Below are 17,079 nucleotides of genomic sequence, written 5' to 3' on the forward strand. Positions count from 1 at the left end.
TTGCTCCTCCCGAGGGTGCCCGGCGCCCCATTCGCGCGGGTTCTTAGTAGAGCAGTGTCTCGTCAGCGGTCCAGTCGGCCGGCGCATAAGGTTCATCGGATCCAGCCGACGCGAGGAAGGACTCAGGTTCCTCGCCCGCATCGATGCTTTGCCGGAGGAGGTCGCTGCCCCAGAGCAGGTCGATGAAGTGGCGGTCGTTCGAGCCGGGGCCCGCGCGCCAGCCGAAATCGTCCGGATAGAGCTCCCGCAGCACGCTCAGCATGACGGTACCGGTGCGCACTGGCGCGAACGTCCGGCGGTCGGTGATGTATACCTGCACGCCGCGCAGTGTTTCGCCCGCATGTTTGTGGAAGGTCGGAGAGAAGCGGACAGCACGGAATCGCGCTCCGGGCAGCTTCCGTTCGTTCAGTGCGGCGGCCCACCGGCCGTCCACGTACGGGGCGCCGATGAGTTCGAACGGCCGTGTGGTGCCGCGTCCTTCGGACAGGTTGGTGCCTTCGAAGAGGCCAGTTCCCGGGTACACAAGCGCGCTGTCCAGTGTGGGGATATTGACCGACGGCATCACCCACGGCAGGCCGGTTTCGTCGAAATATTGGGACCGAATCCACCCGGTCATGGTGATGACCTGAAGGTCCGCGGGGCGACCGGCGTCGGCTTCGACATCGGCGGCATTCAAGTGCCGGGCGAGCTCGCCCACGGTCAATCCGTGCCGGATGGGAATCGCGCGCCGGCCGACGAAGCTCGCATAGTGCGGTGTCAGCAGCGGGCCCTCAGCCAGTAGGCCGCTGACCGGATTCGGCCGGTCCAGCACTACGAAAGGGATCTCGAGCCGCGCCGCGCTGACCATGAGGTCGTACATCGTCCAGATGTAGGTGTAGAAGCGGGTGCCGATGTCCTGGAGGTCGAACACCAGCGTGTCGACGCCGGACGCCCGGACCAGCTCGTCGAGTGCCGCGCCGCTGTGCCGGTAGGTGTCGTATAGGGGGAGCCCGCTTTCCGGGTCGATGGCGGCGGACTCGCTCTCACCAGCCTGAGCAGTGCCCCCCAAGCCGTGTTCGGGCCCGAACAGTGCACTCAGCCCAACTTCCGCGGCAAGCAGCGCGGTCACATTCGGCTGGAGATCGGGCATGACGCCCGTGTAGTTGGTGACCAGGCCGATGCGCCGGCCGTCGATCAGGGTCGGGTCTTGGCAGAGGCGCTGGGCGCCCGTGCGGGTTGCCTGGTTCACGTTCGCCATCCTCCACGCCTAGATGTTGGCAAATTACCCATCGTCCGTGATCAGAGTCAATCAGTAACGAGTCCGCAAGTGCCGGGTGAAGCGGCAGCGAGTGAAGCTGCAACGGGGCGGGAGCAGCGCGCCGGGAGCGGTTCGGCGCAGAGGAGAGACGCTGCTGGCCGGCGCGTGGGGTGTCGTCCGCCTGGTACCGGGTAACCACATGGGGCAGAACCGGATTCCGGGGATCAAGGAGGCGAAGGTGAATCATCACGTGCACTTACCTATCGAGGACTATGATCATCACACCGTCGGGACGCTGCAGCATGCGATCCGTTCGCTGTCTCATGAAGACCTGCGCACGCTGCTGGACTACGAGCGAGAACACGCGAACCGGCCACTGGTGAAAGAACTGCTGAGCAACCGCATGGACGAGCTGGCCCACGGCGCCGAGCCATCGGCGGGCGAGCCTCCGGCAGGTCCACCGTCGTCGGCGCAACCACGACACGAGCAGCCGGTGGAACCCGGAGGGCAGGCCGAGCGGATCATCCAGCCGTCACACGGTGTCCCGAGAACCGGCCACAAGTCCCGCGAGGGTCCCAAATGATCATGTTTGGTACGTTTTCTCTTGCCGCACCATGCCCGCCGGGGTGGTGAGGCACCAGAAAACCTCTCGACGTGGGCTGGTCGCGCCCTTCGCCGATACGGTGAGCCGGTCCCGGCAGATCGGGGATGACCGGCATCCCGGAGTGTCGCGTGCCGCGAGGGCCAGGCGTCCTGGCAGACTCTGCCTCCGGCGACGATCAGGAAGGTAACAAACGGTGCGGTTCCGGCTCGAGACAAACCCGGTGGTCTTCGGCACGTCCGTGGTGGTGATCGTGGCGTTCCTGATTGCTGGGATCACCGCCACCGACACTCTCGGCCGGGTCTTCGACTCCATTCAGGGCGTCATCGCCGACGCACTCGGCTGGTACTACATCCTGGTCGTCGGTGCCTTCCTCGTGTTCGTGGTGTGGCTCGGCTCGACGCGCTTCGGCAAGATCCGGCTCGGACCCCAAGACAGCCGGCCGGAATACAGCTATGTCACCTGGTTCGCCATGCTCTTCACCGCCGGCATGGGGATCGGGTTGGTGTTCTGGGCCGTCGCCGAGCCGTTGTCGCACCTGGCGCAACCACCGATGGCGGACCCGAACACCGCGGCCGCCGAAGCCGAGGCGATGCGCTTCACCTTCTTCCACTGGGGCCTGCACGCATGGGCCATCTATATCGTGGTCGGGCTCGCGCTTGCCTACTTCGCCTATCGGCACGGGCTTCCGCTGTCCATCCGCAGTGCGCTGTACCCGATCCTCGGCCAGCGGATTCATGGTCGCTGGGGCGACGCCGCGGACATCTTCGCCGTATTCGGCACGATGTTCGGGGTCGCGACCTCGCTCGGGTTCGGCATTCTGCAGGTGAATGCTGGGCTGGATAGTCTCGGCATACTGGAACAATCCACGACCGTCCAGGTCTTGCTGATCGCCGGCATCACGCTGGCCGCCGTGGCGTCCTTGATGGCGGGCCTTGACAAGGGCATCCTGCGGCTGTCGGTGACGAACCTCTGTATCGGGTTAGCCCTGCTGATGTTCGTCCTGTTCGCCGGGCCGACGACGGACGTGTTGTCCAATGTCGTGCAGCAGGTCGGAACCTACGTTCAGACACTGCCCGAGACCACGCTCTGGACCGACGCGCAAGAGCAGACCGGGTGGCAGGTGGACTGGACCATCTTCTACTGGGGCTGGTGGATCAGTTGGGCGCCGTTCGTCGGGCTGTTCATCGCCAGGGTGTCGCGCGGGCGCACCATTCGCGAGTTCATCTTCGGCGTGCTACTCGTGCCTGTGGCCTTCACGTTCACTTGGATGGGTATCTTCGGGAACAACGCGTTCTCCGCTGACCGTGACACCGGCGGAATGTTGTCCGAACAGGTGGCCGAGGACCCCGCGGTTGCCCTGTTCGGTCTGCTCGACGAGCTACCGCTCAGCACGATCATGACGGTGCTGGCCATCCTGCTGGTGGCTACCTACTTCGTGACGTCGTCGGACTCGGCGTCGCTCGTCATCGACATGCTGACCTCGGGCGGCAACACGAACTCGCCGAAGATCCAGCGGATATTCTGGGCCGTCCTCGAAGGCGCGATCGCCGCCGTGCTCCTGGTGGCGGGCACCGGGGGGCTGGACGCCTTGCGAACAGCGGCGGTCACCACCGCGTTGCCGTTCAGCCTGGTGATGATCGTGATGTGTTACGGCATCGTGCGTGCCGTCTACGCCGACGATCACCGGTGGCCGCTGGACAAAGTGGTGGTCGTCGACCCCGAACACGAGAAAGTCCCCGAATGCCCGGAGCGCCGGAGTCCGTTCCGCGACGGGGTGCAGGGTTCGCCGTAAGACTTGCCCCTCCCTCGTCACGCGACACTAGCGGGTGTCGTGGCCGGGTGGGGTGAGTGTGGGCGAGGTGCACCAGCGGAACATGCCTTGGTCGTTGAGCCGATAGTCGTAGACCTTGCCCGCGGCCTCCAGCTCGACCCAGTACCCGTCCACCAGAGCCTGCGTGTACATCTGCCCGGGTTCGGGGCAGCCCAGCGAGCCGTCGGGCCACTGGACGGCTTGGGCCCGGATGACGGTGAGGTCGCCAGTCGAGACTGATGCCCGATCAGCGGCGTCCGCGAGGACGTCGTTCATGAACTGTTCGGGAACCTCTCCGGTGGCCGGTGGCGGCGCCTCGGTTGGTGCGGGGGTGATCCGTTCGCCCGGCGTGCGCTCCGGCTTGGTCGGCTCGGGTTCTGGAGTCGGCTCGGGCTCCGGGGTGGGCCCCCGGGTCTCCTCGTCTGGCACGGTCTCCTCCGGGGCGGGTGTGGGATCGGCCGGTGTCGCCGTCTCGTCCAGTTCGGTGGCGCCAGGTTCAGGGGTGCCGGTGACGGCGTCATCCTCCGTGCCGCAACCGGACACGGCAAGCGCGAGCACCGCGGCCGCCACCAACACGCCAGTTCTCATATTGGTTAGACCCCGCACGACGCACCTCGGTTCCGTCCCGCCCCGCTGATCATGAACATTTGTTGACCAATACGGTCAACAAATGTTCATGATCAGCGGAAGAGGCTAGTCGACGAGGTCGAGGGCGGTTGCCTCGCCGAGCCCAGGCGCTCCGTTGCGGTAGAGCAGGAGCAACCCGGTCTCTGTAGTGTTCGGCCCCTCGCCGGCGTCCACGACCTCGAGCGTCTCCCGGCCACGGCCCGGAACGGTCCCGGAGCCGACCGCCCCGTCGCCGAAGACGCCGACGAACCGCTCGCCCATCGGCGCGAGCGTGATGCCGTCGATTTCGTCGCCCGGGCCGCCGAAGTAGAAGTCGGTGGCCAGCGCGGTGACGTCCATGGGATCGCCTGCGTCTTCGGCGTTCATCCCGATCTGCTCGCCACAGAACGGCAGCACCGTGTTGGCGCTGTTGGTGTCGTGGTCGGTCAGGAACCATGCTTCGGCCGCCCCGGTGGACAAGTCGACGACGAACGTCGCGTTCCGGCCGTCGGCAAAACCACTGAAGGAGAGGTCGCGGTTCAGCACGACGTAGTCCGGGTCGCCGTCCTGGTTGGTGTCCAGCCAGAACTGGAACGACGCCGGCGCGTTGGCATGTGTTTGCCGCTCCCAGGTGTTCACGGCGAACGTCATGACGAAGGACTCCTCCGCGGAGCAGAATCCCGCCGGCACCGGAGACGTCGCCACACCGATGTGCCGGAAGTCCGGCGTCGGCATGCCTTGGCCCGGTCCACCAGGCTCCTGCCGCTCGCTGCTGGCGATCAGCGAGTACGTCTCGACCGGAGCATCACCGACGCCGCTGTTCACCAGCCGGTACCCGTCGCGGATCGACGTCTCGCGCACGTTCCCCGACTGTCGCGGCAGGATGTGCCACGGCACGTGGAGCGTGTTCTGTTCGTGGCCGGCCTCGGTGAACGTGAGGTAGCCGTCGTACTCCATGTCGGTGATGGCCTGGCCGTCGGCGCCGAGGGCTCCGGAGTTGAGCTCCCAGTCCCGCAGTTTGGAGCCGTCGATGTCGATCCGCACGCGCACATCGCGAGAGCGCCCGGCCGGTACCGTGACCTTGCTCGGCGCTCGTACGCTGACGGCGCCATTGGCTTCGTCGTTGTCGAATCGGAAGCTCGAGGTGACGTCGTAGGTGATCCGGCGATCCGACAAGTTGGTGACCTGTACTGTCTCCGTCATCGACGTCCGGCGCTGGTGGATCTCGTGGAAGCCGAACGACAACGCCGCGCTGCGCTGCTCTGGTACCCAAGCCGCGGCTTCGGCCTCCAGGGCGCGGTCAACCCGGACCTCGCCGCCGCCGATCCGGGCGATGGGGGCCAGCCCACCTCCGAGCAGCTCATGGGCGTTGCGGATGTCTGTCTCCCCGGTGTTGATCAAGGTGGACTTGATCTGCATCGAGTCCCGTTCCGGGTAGGCGTGCATGAGAAGTGCGGCGGCCCCCGAGACCATCGGGGTGGCTCCCGATGTGCCGCCGAAGGGCCGCTCCTCGTCGCCGGTACCGGCAACGGCGGACACCGAAGCTCCGGGCGCGGCGATTTCCGGCTTGATGACGCTGGTCAGCATCGTCGGGCCGCGTGACGACGATCCGACCACGTGGCCGACCAGCGGTGCTCCGTCGTCCGGGTCGAAACGCACCACGACGCCGTCGTCGAGGTGGCTCTTCAGAGCGTTGTTCTCGTCCATGCCGATCATGAAGCCGGGAATGTCGATCGGGCGGTCGCCGCCGTCACCCGTGGTGAACGGCGCCTCTGGGGTCACCAGACCGATGATGCCGGCCATGCCACCGGCTTGGCTGATGTGGCTGATCTTGAGGCTGAAGTTGCACTCGCCTCGATCGACGAGCACGACGAGGCCTTCCAGGCTGCCCGGCTCGAACGGCTCACAACCGAGCAGATTGCCACCCGCCCCGTCGGCATACTGCAGCGGACCCTCGATGAGCTCCTCCAGCGGCTGCGACCAGGGCTGGAAGATGGCACCGTACTGTCCCGCTATGGCCTCCGGCGATACGACTTCGAGCACCGGCAGAATGTCCGACGGCACGTGGGTCTGCGCAACGGACAGCGCTGACGGAGCGGCGGCCGGCGTCGAGGTGATGAAAGGCCGATCGGAGCTGTTGCCGGATGCGGCCACCACGAGCACGTCCAGACCGGCAACGTTCTCGACTGCCTGCGAGAGCTGATTGTCGAAATGCTGACCGTACGATGCTCCGAGCGACATGTTGACGATGTGCACCGGGTCGCTCGTGTCGCCTGTGCCGTACGGGTCGAGCACCCAGTCCATCGCCTGCATCAGGGCGACACCGGAACAGGCCGAGTCGAGTGTGGCGCACACCTTGCCGGCATAGAGCTCGACGCCGGGGGCGACGCCGTTCTCGCCGCCGACGATGTCCGCGACGTTGGTGCCGTGGCCTTCGCCGTCGATGGGATCCGGGTTCGGGTTGAGATCCTCGGCGGGGGCGCCGCCCACCCAGAACTCTCCGACGAAGTCATAACCCTCGACCACCTTCTCGGTGGGGAACAGGCCGTTTCGCTGCGTGTTCCGCGGGTCGTCCGGACTTGTCCCGTAGGCGGCCTCGTATGCCTCGACGGTTCCTTCTCCGCCGAGGTTGGCGTGTGTGTAGTCGATGCCGGAGTCGAGCACGGCGACCCTGATGCCACTGCCGTCGAAGCCGGCGTCATGGACTTTGTCTCCGCCGATGTACGGCACGGTCTCGGTGAGTGCCTTCTCGTAGTCGATCACTCGGGCGATGGAGAGCACACGCTCGTCCTCGGCGATGGCGGCCAGAATCTCGGCATCGACGTCCACCATCACCGCGTTCAGTGCACCGGAGACGGAGGCGACTTGAGTGGCGGCGTGATCCCGGCTTGCGATCACACCGAGCACGTCCTCCTGCTGGCGTTCTACGGCGGCCTTTTGCGCTCGCTGCTGGTTCCGCGACCCGTTGGCAGCGGCGACGGATGCCACGGGATCCTCACTGAGCTGGATGCTCACCAGCTCGGTGCCGGTGGCATCGACCAGCGCGGGATCGAGTTTGCCTGCCACCTCGGCCTCAGAAGCGGTAACGGCTGCGTCGAGTTTGAGGTCCTCGAGATGTTCGGTGAGCGACCGGTCAAGCCGCTGGGTGTCTTCCTGAGCTACCACCGACGTGGCACCGCTGGCGATCAAGCCTAACGACGCGAGGGCAACGACGAGCCTTCTTACCATCTCGGGGAACCTCCCGGGCAGATTATGCTGTTTTCCCCCGCCTTTTCCGGATGTTCTGCGCTTTACGCGGAACCGGCGTGACGTGACGTTAGCACCGAGTCACACCCGTGCATAGGGGGCCGAACGACACAAACGAGCGTCCGATGGGCGAGCGTAGGAATCATCCGAACGGGCAGTGGCAGTGGCATTACCGCCGCTCGGACCGCCGCTGGCGGGCGGCTTCATACAGCACGGCGGTGCCCGCGGCCGCTGCGTTCAGTGAGCTCGCGGCGCCGGCGATGGGAATCCGGATGGTCGCGTCGCATGCATCGTGCCATGTATTGCTCATGCCCGTGGTTTCGTTGCCGACGACGAGCACGGTAGGCCCGGTGAGGTCGTGACGATCGACATCGACCGTTGCCGACTCGTCCGTGCCGACCACCTGGGCAGAGCCGGAACGGATCCAGTCCAGCACGTCTCTTGGCCCTTCAGCGCGGACCGTAGGCACGGCGAACAGGGAGCCGGTGCTGGCCCGCACGGCCTTCGGATCGTAGATGTCGGCGGCGTGGCCGGTGACCACGAAACCGTGCGCGCCGAACGCGTCAGCAGAGCGGACGAGCGTGCCGATGTTGCCCGGGCTGGTTGGTCGATCGAAGACCACGACGAGCTGCTGTGCTGCCGCGGGAATCCGGTCCAGGTGGTCCGGCGCTATCTCGACGACGGCGAGCAGTTCCGGGACACCCTCGGTCTTCTCGGAGAGCTCACGGAGCAGTTCCGGTGCCATCGCCACGCGTTCGGCTTGGATCTCGTCCAATAGCTGCGAGGCCCAACGCGACCGGATTCCGGTTGTCGGGTGAATGAGCGCGCGAAGCACCCAGCCGTGTTCGACTGCCAGGGTGATGGGCCGGACGCCTTGCACCAGGAACTCACCGGAACGTTGCCGTTTCGAGCGGTTCCCCAGCAGGGCCTGCCATTGCTGGAATCGTGCATTGCGTGAAGTGATCGTGACCTGACGCACGCAACGACGTTACCGGAGGGTGCCGTCTGCGCTCGTGGCGGACGTGCTGTCGAGCTTGTCACCGGCTGGTCGAGCTGGCCAGTAGCGCGACATGCAGAGAGGTCACGGACTCTGGGTCCGACAGGTCCACGCCCAGGATTTGCTCGATCCGGGCCAGGCGTTCGTAGAACGCCGGCCGGGACAGGTGGACCGATTCGGCGGCACGGGACTTGCGGCCCCCGTGTTCGACGTAGGCGCGCAGAACATCGACCAGAGCGGTGCCGTGCTGTTCGTCGTGGGAGATCAACGGCGCAAGCTCCCGCTCGGCGAATGCGGCCAGCCGGTCGTCGTCGCGGAGGAGCTGGATCAGCCCGCGCAGACGCACGTTCTCCAGCCGATGACAGATGACATTCGCGCCGCTCGATGTCCGCAGCGCGGCCGACGCGACATGCCGGGCCTCGTTCAGGGTGCGCTGCGCAGACGGCACATGGCTGACCGGGGTGCCGGCAGCCACCAGCACGGACATGGGCCTCGGTGCCGCCTTGGCGGCACGATGGATGAGTTCGGCCAAGTGGTCGACGGCGCCGGGTAAGGCTGTAGTAGTCGGCAGCGAAAGCAGAACCAGGACGGCTTCATCGTCAACCACGCCGACCAGGGCCGCGACGCCGGCCGGACGCAGCGTGCTGGCCGTGATTTCGGCGAGGTCGCGGAGACGTTCCTGGGTGGCGAGGATCGGAGCGTTGAGAAGTCCGTCGCCGACAGGCATGGCGACGAGCCCGATGAGCAGCCGGCCGGCGAGCGGCACTCCTGCCGCGGCGGATCGGGTCAGCGTTTCCTGTGCTGGGGGGCCGCCTGCGGCCAGCGCCGTCAGCAGCGTCCGGTGAGTCTGACGTTCGAGGCTCTCCCGGTCCCGCGCGGCGAGGCGTTGCAGCGCGAGCGTCGACGCGCCTCGTTCGGCGAGGACGACGAGCCGATGTGGAGGGGGTTCCGGTGATATGAGGATCAGCCGTCCCCAATCGTCACCTCGGGCGCCGACCACGGTGACCAGCCATCCAGCCGCGTCGTCGTAGGCCGTGCGCTCGGACGGCGTCACGGCCCGAGACCGCTCTTCCCAGTTCGCGAGCAGTTCGGTGACGTCGTCGCCGGTGGCGTCGAAGGCGAGGATGTGATGCCGGGTGGACTCGAGTACGACGGCCAAACCAGAGATGCGCCGGATCTCGGCCAGGATCTCCGCGGGCTCGGCTCCGGCGACACTCAGGCTGGTGAAAGTCCGGTGAACCTGCTCGACAGCTCTGAGCTCAGTGAGCTGCGCGTCGACGACGAGCTCGCCGACCGCCTCCGTCACCTGAGCGAAGCGGACCTCTCGTGCCCAGGCGATCAGGGGTAGGCCAGCCTGATCGCATGCCTCGACCATCGCGGCGGGAAGTTGCTCGGTCCATCGCCTGCCCAGCTCGACGATCAATCCCGAGGCATCGGCGGTGACCAGATCCGCGACGTACCTGGTGAGCCCGGTGTCGTCGGAAGGTAATGCGATGCCGGTGGTCAGAACGAGGTCCCCACCGCGTAGCAGCCGGGCGATGTCGGATACCTCGGCCGAATGTACCCAGCGGACGCGGCGATCGAGCCCCGAGGCGCCGGCCACGACCCGTGGGCCGCCCTGCCTTACCGCCGGCATCGCCAGCACATCCGAGACTGTAGGCAGCATGGGCACCTCCTGACAGAACGTCGGCGAAGCCGAGCAACTTCTGACAGGATGTCGGTTGTTAGCCCGGCGGTGCAAGGTTTGGATGGCGGTAGCGCACCAAACCATCCGAGCCAACGCGAAGGGCACGTCGTGAAGATCGGTATCCCGCGTGAGCTGAAGAACCACGAGTATCGAGTCGCTGTCACCCCAGCTGGGGTCCGCGAACTCGCACGCCACGGTCATGAGGTCTATATCGAACGCGAGGCCGGTGCCGGTTCGTCCATCAACGACGACGACTACGTGGCTGCCGGCGCGAAGGTGCTCGACTCTGCAGATGACGTGTGGGCCGAAGGCGAACTGATTCTCAAGGTGAAAGAGCCGATCGCCGCGGAGTATCACCGCATGCGTGCCGGGCAGATCCTGTTCACTTACCTTCATCTTGCGGCGTCGCGAGATTGCACGGACGCACTGCTCGGCCGGAGAGTCACCGGCATCGCCTACGAGACCGTACAGCGTGCCGACGGAGCGCTGCCGTTGCTTGCGCCGATGAGCGAGGTCGCCGGCCGGCTTGCACCGCAGGTGGGTGCGTACCACCTGATGCAGTCCGCTGGTGGCCGGGGTGTGCTGCCTGGCGGTGTGCCGGGTACGCGTGCTGCCGACGTCGTGGTGATCGGCGCGGGTGTGGCCGGGATGAATGCGACGGCCGTCGCCGTCGGCATGGGCGCCGAGGTGACGCTCCTGGACCTCGACGTCGACCGGTTGCGTGCCGCGGATGCGTTGTACCGCGGGCGAGTGCGCACCGTGGTGTCGAATGCGTTCGAGATCGAGCGGGCCGCACTGACAGCCGACCTCGTCATCGGTGCCGTACTCATTCCGGGCGCGCAGGCGCCGCGGCTGATCTCCAAGGAACTGGTGTCCCGGATGAAGCCCGGCGCCGTTCTGGTGGACATAGCCGTAGACCAGGGTGGCTGCTTCGAAGGCACGCGTCCCACCACACATGACGAACCTACGTTTTCGGTGCACGACGCCGTCTACTATTGCGTGGCCAACATGCCCGGCGCGGTGCCCGTCACCTCGACATCCGCTCTGACAAACGCGACGTTGCCGTATGCGGTGCGCATTGCCGACCTGGGCTGGCGTGAAGCGCTCCGGGGTGATGCCAGCTTGGCGGGTGGGCTGAACACACACGACGGGCGCCTCACCAATCAGTACGTGGCCGCCGCCTTCGAACTCGACTACGACGACGTCGCTGCAACTCTCGCCCGCTGACCTCGCCCGCTGGCCTCGCCCGCTGGCCTCACCCGCTGGCCTCACCCGCTGGCCTCGGCCCCACCCCCCAACCCCACCCCCCCAACCCCACCCCCCCAACCCTTGCCGGTGATCGTCAGTACGTTGTGGTCGCACCTGGGTGATCGTCAGTGCGTTGTGGCTGTCAAGCAGCGACCACAACGTACTGACGATCACCGGCAAGGGGGTGGGGTGTTCGTTGGGTGGGGTGTCCGTTGGATGGAGATTCGTCGCGGGATGGGCTATTCGTCTCCGGCGAGCGTGTGCACGCGCAGCCGCTGCCCGGCGTACCAGGTCGCGGCGGCGAACGCGGCTGCCAGCAGCACGATGGCCATCCCTAGGCCGACATTGCTGTCCACAGTCCCGGGGCCGGTGATCGCGGCTGTCACCGACACCGCCCATTGGTGAACGCTGAGCACCTGGGCGCCCGGAACGAAGCTGCCCACCAGGCTCTCCCAGATCAGCGCATAGACCAGGCCGAGTACGACGGCATGGCGCATAGCGGTGGCCAGTAGCAGGAAGATCGCGCTGTAGACCGCTCCGGCGGCGAACGCGCCGACGCCGAAGCCAACCGCGACGTCGCCCGAGCCGCCGGCCATGATCAGGCCGGCGAGGAAGGTAGGCAGCGCCGCGAAGACCAGCATCGCGGTGACTGCCACCGCGAGCTTGCTGTGGATGATCGTGGACCTCGGCACTGGTTTGGACAACAGGTAGACGATCGAGCCGTCGTCGATCTCCGGTCCGATCGCGCCGGTGCCGACGATCAGCCCGAAGAGCGGCAGCAGTGTGCCGAGCGAGACGCCCCGGAGCAGGTCCGCGGCCTCGGCCTCGTTGACATCGACGACCAGCCGCAGGAACACAGCGAGTGCCAGGAGCAGGGCAGCCAGGGCTGCCAGCAGGATGATCCGCCGCCCGCCCAGCATCGCCCGAGCGGTGAGGCGGACAATCGTGGGGTTCACTTCAGCGCCACCTCTTAGTTCCGGACCAGGTATGCGAAGACGCTTTCGAGCGACTCGTCGGACGGGGTGACCTCGAAGAGCCGCACACCGGCATCGCGAGCGACCCGCGGCAGCAGTTCGGCGAAGCGGAGGAACTCGGTCGCTTGCACGTTCAGCACTTTTTCCGTGGTGTCGAGAGACACGCCTTCGGTGCTGCCGTCGGCGATGAGCGCCGAAGCGAGCGCGCGGTCGTCGCTGGAACGGATCAGGTACTGGTGCGGCCGGTCGGTCATCAGCCGGCGGATCTCCCGGTAGTCGCCCGACGCGGCGTGCCGCCCGGCCACGACCACCTCGATGTGGTGCGCCAGCTGTTCCACCTCTTCGAGGATGTGTGAGCTGAACAGGACCGTCCGGCCGTCGGCCCCCATGGCCCGCAGCAGGTCCATCAGGTGCAGGCGTTGCCGCGGATCCATCCCGTTGAACGGTTCGTCCAGCAACAGCACCGAAGGGTCGTGCACCAGGGCGGATGCCATCTTGACCCGTTGTTTCATGCCTTTGGAGTACTCACCGATCTTGCGTTCCTGTGCGTACTCCATCGCGACCGTGCCGAGCGCTTTGCGGGTCGCTTCGGCTGGGTGCTCGAGGCCGTGCAACTCGGCGTTGGCGAGCACGAAGTCCCAACCGGTCAGGAAGTCGTAGACCGTCTCCCGCTCGGGCACGAGGCCGATCGTGCGGTAGATGCCCGGGTTCTTCCAGGTGGGTTCGTCGTCGAGAGTGACGGTGCCGGTGGACGGTGGCAGGAACCCGCCGAGCATGTTGATCAGCGTCGATTTGCCGGCACCGTTCGGACCTAGCAGTCCGGTGATGCCCGGCCCGATGGTCATGGTGATGTCGTTGACGGCAACGACGTTGCCGAACCAGCGCGAGACCCCGTTGATCATCAGCGTGGCCATCAGAGCTTCACCTTTCGGTAGCGGAAGACCAGTAAGCGGAAGCAACCGGCGATCACTGCGAGCGCTACCAGGCAGAAGACGATCCCCGCGACGTCGTTGGGTGGGCCGGCGATGGTCGACGGATCAGCGCCGAGGGCCCATGCCTGGACTCCATCAACCAGTGTCATGGGGGAGAACAGGCCGAGCCAGCCGGCAGTGGCCATGTCGTTCTGGCCGTGCCCGACAATGCCCTGCAGCACGGTGACGACGGTGTAGCTCAGGGCCAGTACCGTGATGATCGCGGCGACCCCGAAGCCGCGTCGCGACGTCGTCGACGCGATCAGCAGGCACAAGCCGGACAACACGAGCGAGTACAGGACAGCACCGCCGAGTGCGACGGCAACGTCCGAGGTCTCGCCGCCGAACGAGAACTCCGCCAGCAGCGCCCCGGCGTACATGACAATGATCGGCACGGCCAGCAGGATGAACACGCCGGCCGCCAGCGCCGCGTACTTGGCGGTGACGTAGTCGATCCTCTCCAAGGGGCGGGAGAAGTAGAGCGGTACGGTGTTGAAGCGCAGGTCGAGCGAGACAGCCTGCGGCGCTTGGGTAGCGAGGAAGATGGCGATCGCGGCCTGCATCACCATCGCGTAGCTGCTGTATGCCAGCGGAGGCTGGGTGACCACCCCTTGGCCGGCGCCGACCACGGTCACGGTGGCCAGGACCACGGCGGGCAGGCACATCAGGACGAACATCCCGATCGGCAACACCTTTGACCGCCCCGAGCGGCCGAGCCCGAAGACACCGCGCAGGCTGTGCACGAACAGAGCCCGCGCGACGGCACGCCGGCCCAGCCGTGGGCCCTCGTAGCCGCGATAGCCGATGTCGTGGATGACGCCGGTAGGCGACTCAGACGGTGGATTCATCAGCGGCGTTCCCTTCGAAGACCTCGGCGATCTTGTGCCGCCGGGGTTGCAGCCGGACCAGACCGGCGCCGAGCCGCGCTACCGTGTCGCGGACGACGTCGTAGGTGTCCTCACTGGTCAGCCCGACGACGAGGAGCTGGCCATCGCGCTCGACCTCCAGGCCGACGCGGGCGAGGGTATCGGCCACGGCCGCCGCGTGGTCGGTTACCTCGAGCGCGAGCTTCTGGCTGGCCTGAGTGAACTCGGCGGTCGATGACGAGCGCAACAAGACCCCGGCATCGATGATGACCACGTGGTCGCAGATGCGTTCGAGTTCGCCGAGCAGGTGGGACGTGACGAGGACCGAGATGCCGAAGTCGGTACGGATCCGGCGGATGAGTGCGAGCATCTCATCGCGTCCCACCGGATCCAGGCCATTCGTGGGCTCGTCGAGCAGCACCAGGTCGGGGTCGTGGACCAGCGTTTGAGCGAGCTTGACCCGCTGCTTCATGCCGGTCGAATAGCCGCCGATCGGACGGTAGCGCTCCTCGTACAGGCCGACGTGGCGCAGCGTGTCGGCCGCGCGCTCCCGGGCGGCGTTGGCCGGAAGACCGGACATACGCGCCATGTGAACCACGAACTCGGTGGCGGAGACGTCGCCGGGCAGGCAATCATGCTCGGGCATGTAGCCCACTCGCTCGCGGATCTTCCATCCGTCGGTGGCGACATCGAGACCGAGCATGCTGCCCCGCCCCGACGTCGCGTCGGTCAAGCCGAGCAAGATCTTGATGAGTGTGGACTTTCCGGCGCCGTTGGCGCCGACCAGTCCGACAACTCCTGGTTCGATCTCCACGGTGAGCCGGTCCAGGGCGGTTGTCCCTGGGTACCGCTTGGTGAGTTGATCTGTGGTGATCATAGGCACGGTGGTCACGCTATCGCGGTTGTGGTGGCGCTCAGGCGTCGCGCCGGGAGAAGAGCAACGCGGCTACGGCCAGCAGGAGGCCCGTCTCGCCGCAGAACACAGCGAACCCCACCCAGGGGTCCAGCAGGTTCGGGTCGAACATCTCGACGTTGGCGACGGAAGACCCGGCATTGCCGGGCATGAGTTTGTTCAGCCACTCACCGATGGCACCGGGAATCAACCCCACCAGACCGCCGACGACGAAGATCAGCGCGATGCCGACGGTGACGGCGCCTGCCGTGTGCCGCATCACGATTCCGAGCGCCACGCCGAAGATGCCGAGTACGGCGAAGTACAGGCCGCCGCCGACGATGGCACGCAGCACCCCGGGATCGTCGAACGCCAGCCCGATGCCTTCACGGCTGAAGAAGAAATTGCCGGCCACGAAACTGGTCAGGGCGGTGATGAAGCCGACCACAAGCAGGATGGAGCCGAGGACGACAGACTTGGCTGCCAGTACCGATCCCCGCCGCGGGACGGCCGCGAGCGTGGTTCGGATCATGCCGCTCGAATACTCGGAGGTGGCGGCCAGGATGCCCAGGACCAGCGCCGCGATCTGGCCGAACAGCAGGCCCCACAGGACGTATGGGCCGACCGGTTCCCGTGAACCCTCAGCGGCGATCTCGCCGGCGGCTAGCATGCACGCCAGGGCGGTCAGGCCGACGCTCACCACGACCAGTCCGGCCAGTGTCCATGCGGTGGAACGCACCGTGCGGATTTTGATCCACTCGGCGCTCAGGATCTGTCTGAAAGGAAGGTGTGCGCGTTCCGGCGCGGCGGCGGTGGGGTGCTGATCCGGCGCCGGCGTTTCGAGAAGTGTCGTGGTCATGTGGCTCACACTCCGGCCGTAGTCAGGTTTGCGGGGGAACCGGCTGTGGCCGGGGCCGGCGCGGGTTCGGCGGGCCTACCCGCGTGGAACTCGACGCTGTCCGCGGTGAGACGCATGAAGGCCTCTTCGAGAGACGCCTGGACCTGGCGCAGCTCGTACAGGAAAAGGCCATGGGAGCCGGCCACGTCCCCGATCTGCTCCATGCTTGCCCCGTAGACGGTCAGAGCGTTGTCGTCGGCGGCTTCGACCTGCCAGCCCTTGGCTCGAAGCTCGGCGGTGAGCCTCGCCGCATGCGGCGAGCGCACGAGCACATGCTCGGTCGAGTTTCGCGCGATGAAATCCGCCATGTTGGTGTCCGCCAGAATCTTCCCCCGGCCGATCACGAGCAGGTGGTCCGCGGTGAGCGCCATCTCCGACATGAGGTGGCTGGAGACGAAGACGGTCCGGCCGTCGGCGGCCAGGTTGCGGATCAAGGTGCGGATCCAGCGGATACCTTCCGGGTCGAGACCGTTGACCGGTTCGTCGAAGAGCAGGACGCCCGGATCGCCCAGCAGAGCGGCGGCGATACCGAGACGCTGGCCCATTCCGAGCGAGAACGCGCCGGCGCGCTTGTGTGCGACATCTTCCAAACCGACCAGCCCGATCACCTCGTCTACCCGGCCCCTGGAGATCCCGTTGCTCTTCGCCAGCCAGAGCAGATGGTTGTAGGCGCTGCGGCCGCCGTGGATCGCTTTCGCTTCGAGGAGGCAGCCCACTTCGTGAAGCGGCGCGGGATGGTCGCGGTAGCTGCGTCCGTTCACCGTCACGGTGCCGCTGGTGGGATGGTCGAGGCCCGTCACCATGCGCATGGTGGTTGACTTTCCGGCTCCGTTCGGGCCCAGGAAGCCGGTCACCGAGCCTGGCTTGACGGTGAAATCGATGGCGTCGACGGCGGTGGTGTCTCCGTAGCGTTTGGTGAGGCCGCGTGCAGTGATCATGAGCCCTGTCCTCGGGTGTCGAACGGATGCGGAATGGCTTCGTCATCCGTCACGTTAGGGCTCCGCTGACTTGCGTATAACCCTTTCAAGGGGCACTCCAGGGCC

14 protein-coding genes are annotated in these 17,079 nt (G+C 66.5%); 3 read left to right on the plus strand and 11 right to left on the minus strand.

Annotated features, from left to right (window positions below; all coding sequences use genetic code 11):
* Positions 1-43: 43 nt before the first annotated feature.
* A complete protein-coding gene (locus tag F7O44_RS14935) occupies positions 44-1,228 on the minus strand; it encodes an exo-beta-N-acetylmuramidase NamZ family protein (RefSeq protein WP_222851386.1) in 1,185 nt (394 codons plus the stop codon).
* A gap of 100 nt (positions 1,229-1,328) precedes the next feature.
* On the opposite strand from F7O44_RS14935, the gene F7O44_RS14940 reads away from it, so the two are divergent.
* The gene (locus F7O44_RS14940) at positions 1,329-1,820 is read left to right on the plus strand and encodes a DUF8129 domain-containing protein (protein ID WP_162451077.1); all 492 of its coding nucleotides are present in this window, start codon (positions 1,329-1,331) and stop codon (positions 1,818-1,820) included.
* A gap of 214 nt (positions 1,821-2,034) precedes the next feature.
* On the plus strand, positions 2,035-3,633 hold the full coding sequence (locus F7O44_RS14945; protein WP_162451078.1) for a BCCT family transporter: 1,599 nt from the start codon (positions 2,035-2,037) through the stop codon (positions 3,631-3,633).
* A gap of 27 nt (positions 3,634-3,660) precedes the next feature.
* Here the strand turns inward: F7O44_RS14945 and F7O44_RS14950 are convergent, their stop codons facing one another.
* From F7O44_RS14950 to F7O44_RS14965, 4 genes are all read right to left on the minus strand, one after another.
* Complete coding sequence (locus tag F7O44_RS14950; RefSeq protein ID WP_162451079.1) at positions 3,661-4,239, minus strand: hypothetical protein; 579 nt, start codon at positions 4,237-4,239, stop codon at positions 3,661-3,663.
* Positions 4,240-4,344: 105 nt separating this feature from the next.
* A complete protein-coding gene (locus F7O44_RS14955; protein ID WP_162451080.1) occupies positions 4,345-7,485 on the minus strand; it encodes a S8 family peptidase in 3,141 nt (1,046 codons plus the stop codon).
* A gap of 187 nt (positions 7,486-7,672) precedes the next feature.
* A complete protein-coding gene (locus F7O44_RS14960) occupies positions 7,673-8,482 on the minus strand; it encodes a TrmH family RNA methyltransferase (RefSeq protein ID WP_222851387.1) in 810 nt (269 codons plus the stop codon).
* Between the two features lie 58 nt (positions 8,483-8,540).
* Positions 8,541-10,166: a PucR family transcriptional regulator gene (locus F7O44_RS14965; RefSeq protein ID WP_162451081.1), complete on the minus strand. Its 1,626-nt coding sequence runs from the start codon at positions 10,164-10,166 to the stop codon at positions 8,541-8,543.
* A gap of 129 nt (positions 10,167-10,295) precedes the next feature.
* Here F7O44_RS14965 and ald point away from each other — a divergent pair, with 129 nt between their 5' ends.
* The gene (gene ald, locus F7O44_RS14970; RefSeq protein ID WP_162451082.1) at positions 10,296-11,414 is read left to right on the plus strand and encodes an alanine dehydrogenase; all 1,119 of its coding nucleotides are present in this window, start codon (positions 10,296-10,298) and stop codon (positions 11,412-11,414) included.
* Between the two features lie 260 nt (positions 11,415-11,674).
* On the opposite strand, the gene F7O44_RS14975 is transcribed toward ald, so the two are convergent.
* The 6 genes from F7O44_RS14975 to F7O44_RS15000 are packed head-to-tail and all read right to left on the minus strand — an operon-like array spanning position 11,675 to position 16,974.
* Positions 11,675-12,355: an ABC transporter permease gene (locus F7O44_RS14975; protein ID WP_162451468.1), complete on the minus strand. Its 681-nt coding sequence runs from the start codon at positions 12,353-12,355 to the stop codon at positions 11,675-11,677.
* 50 nt (positions 12,356-12,405) lie between these two features.
* Entirely contained in the window at positions 12,406-13,323 is a 918-nt protein-coding gene (locus tag F7O44_RS14980) for an ABC transporter ATP-binding protein (RefSeq protein WP_162451083.1), read from the minus strand.
* On the minus strand, positions 13,323-14,228 hold the full coding sequence (locus F7O44_RS14985; RefSeq protein WP_162451084.1) for an ABC transporter permease: 906 nt from the start codon (positions 14,226-14,228) through the stop codon (positions 13,323-13,325). Before F7O44_RS14985 ends, F7O44_RS14980 begins: the two co-directional genes overlap by 1 nt.
* On the minus strand, positions 14,212-15,123 hold the full coding sequence (locus tag F7O44_RS14990; protein ID WP_162451469.1) for an ABC transporter ATP-binding protein: 912 nt from the start codon (positions 15,121-15,123) through the stop codon (positions 14,212-14,214). Before F7O44_RS14990 ends, F7O44_RS14985 begins: the two co-directional genes overlap by 17 nt.
* Before the next feature lie 37 nt (positions 15,124-15,160).
* Positions 15,161-15,997, minus strand: a complete 837-nt coding sequence (locus tag F7O44_RS14995) for an ABC transporter permease subunit (protein ID WP_162451085.1) — start codon at positions 15,995-15,997, stop codon at positions 15,161-15,163.
* Positions 15,998-16,002: 5 nt separating this feature from the next.
* Positions 16,003-16,974: an ABC transporter ATP-binding protein gene (locus tag F7O44_RS15000; protein ID WP_162451086.1), complete on the minus strand. Its 972-nt coding sequence runs from the start codon at positions 16,972-16,974 to the stop codon at positions 16,003-16,005.
* Positions 16,975-17,079 lie beyond the last annotated feature (105 nt).

Source organism: Phytoactinopolyspora mesophila, assembly GCF_010122465.1.
Lineage (GTDB): Bacteria > Actinomycetota > Actinomycetes > Jiangellales > Jiangellaceae > Phytoactinopolyspora > Phytoactinopolyspora mesophila.